Annotated in this window: 2 protein-coding genes and 1 pseudogene; 1 reads left to right on the top strand and 2 read right to left on the bottom strand. The window is 57.3% G+C overall.

From position 1 onward, the window contains the following. Positions 1–120 precede the first annotated feature (120 nt). On the top strand, positions 121–549 hold the full coding sequence (locus tag ACB039_RS20845) for an ion channel (protein ID WP_041205398.1): 429 nt from the start codon (positions 121–123) through the stop codon (positions 547–549). A 95-nt stretch (positions 550–644) separates the two neighbouring features. Here the strand turns inward: ACB039_RS20845 and ACB039_RS20840 are convergent, their stop codons facing one another. Continuing rightward, positions 645–1565: an MFS transporter gene (locus ACB039_RS20840; RefSeq protein ID WP_081805660.1), complete on the bottom strand. Its 921-nt coding sequence runs from the start codon at positions 1563–1565 to the stop codon at positions 645–647. 99 nt (positions 1566–1664) lie between these two features. Continuing rightward, positions 1665–1767 (bottom strand): annotated as a pseudogene (locus ACB039_RS20835) (IS5/IS1182 family transposase); the annotation flags it as partial.

Below are 1767 nucleotides of genomic sequence, written 5' to 3'. Positions count from 1 at the left end.
AGGCGGCGGGACTCGTCGTTTCTACCCATGGAGGCCAGCGTCAATCTGCCAATTCGGCAGTAGCGGCCTAAGAAGTGGGAAGCCTCGCCGCTTGCGGCGGGGAGCAGTCACGAGACTGACATGTTTCTCATTTTGATGGTCGGCATCCCGGTGATCCTGGTCAACATGCTGTTGCAATCCCTGGTTGCCGTCTGGTGCATCCGCTTCTACATCAAGCGGTTCAATCAACGCGAGGGTGCCCTGGCTGGCATGCTGGCCCTTTTTGGCACCATCACTCTGGTGATGCTGGGCAACCTGGCCCAGATCGGCGTCTGGGGAGGGCTCTTCCTGTGGCTCGGCGAGTTCGACACCTTGCAGGAGGCCATCTATCACTCCGGGGTCAACTTCGCCACCCTGGGCTATGGCGACATCGTCATGAGCCCGCAGTGGAAGATGCTCGGGCCGCTGGAAGCGGTCAACGGCGCCCTGATGATAGGCCTCTCCGGCGCCTCCATGCTGGCGGTCTTGCAACACCATATTCGCAAGCAGCTGGGACAAGCCAGCGAATAGCACCTCTCACCAGCGAGAACGGATGCCCAAAAAGAGGGGAGCCACTGGCTCCCCTCTCCCATGGCACTAGGTCGGTCGATCGCCCTAGTCCAGCCTTAGCTCGCGACGATCTGTTCGGTCGCGACGGCAGCGTCCTTTCGCTTGATCTCCCGCACCAGCAGAGTGGAGATGACGGTTCCTGCGAAGGCAAAACACGCCATGATGCCAAACACTATCTGGTACCCTAACAAGCCGCTGTACTGATCCAGCAAATGGCCGTAGAGGCTGAAGCAGAACATAGCCGGGGCATAGCCGATGAAACTACCCATCGCCATGGCGGAGCCAATATGGTCCTCCTTGATCTTGGCCTCACCGATGGGGGCGAAGAAAACGGCTCGCTGGGTGAAGACAACGGTACCAAAGCCCAGGGTGCAGGCCATGCCGAGGTAGACGGACATCTGCTCATGGGGCAAGACGATCAGTAGGCCAAGCATGGCGGTGCTGACCATGAAGCTATAGCAGAGATAACGGCTGGGGGACTTCAGCACCTTGTCCGCTATGATGCCACCGATGGGGCCTCCGACCATCTTCAGGCAGTACTGGTTGATGATGCCATAGGCACCAACCAGTGCCACCGGCAGGGCGTAGATCTTGCTCAGGAAGGGGATGAAAAAAGTCAGGCCACAATAGACGGAGTAGACACAGAAGATGTTGAGGGCTATGAGCCACACCAGCTTGTCTCTGAGCACAGACGAGAGTTCGCCGGTACGCGTCGCCTTCTGCTCGGCCCCGGTCTTCTCCTCGTCGTTCATCAGGAACAGGATGCCGACCCCCACCACGATGACAATACAGGAGTAGAACAGGATGCCGGCCCTAAAACCGCTCAGGTCGCTGCCGAAATAGGCGAAGACCCCCAGCGCACAGAAGGCGACCACTGTATCCACCACCCCACGCCCGGTCTCAAAGAAACCAAACAACCGCCCCTGCTGGGGAAGGTGCGAATAAGCGGGGAAATTCTTCTCGGCTGACTCAGTCATTTCATTTCTTCATGTTTGAGCCGATTTTTTCTCCCGTAAATGCCTTGAATCAGCCTATTTAGACCGTTTCTTCGCCATTTAAGGCGTTATCCCCAGTTTTTAGTGAGATCTCTCCCACTGACGTATCATTTGGTCCGCCCGAAACAGGTTGGCCAGCGTGAATAACATCGCCAGTTGGTTATCGTTTTTCAGCAACCCCTTG

Source organism: Aeromonas sp. S2(2024), from assembly GCF_041402505.1.
Lineage (GTDB): Bacteria > Pseudomonadota > Gammaproteobacteria > Enterobacterales > Aeromonadaceae > Aeromonas > Aeromonas media.
Note: the sequence above shows the minus strand (reverse complement) of the source record. Positions and strands in the feature narration are given on the sequence as shown.

Coding starts and splice junctions, on each gene's coding strand:
- ACB039_RS20845 (WP_041205398.1), top strand. CDS start 121: ATGTTTCTCATTTTGATGGTCGGCATCCCGGTGATCCTGGTCAACATG.
- ACB039_RS20840 (WP_081805660.1), bottom strand. CDS start 1,565: ATGACTGAGTCAGCCGAGAAGAATTTCCCCGCTTATTCGCACCTTCCC.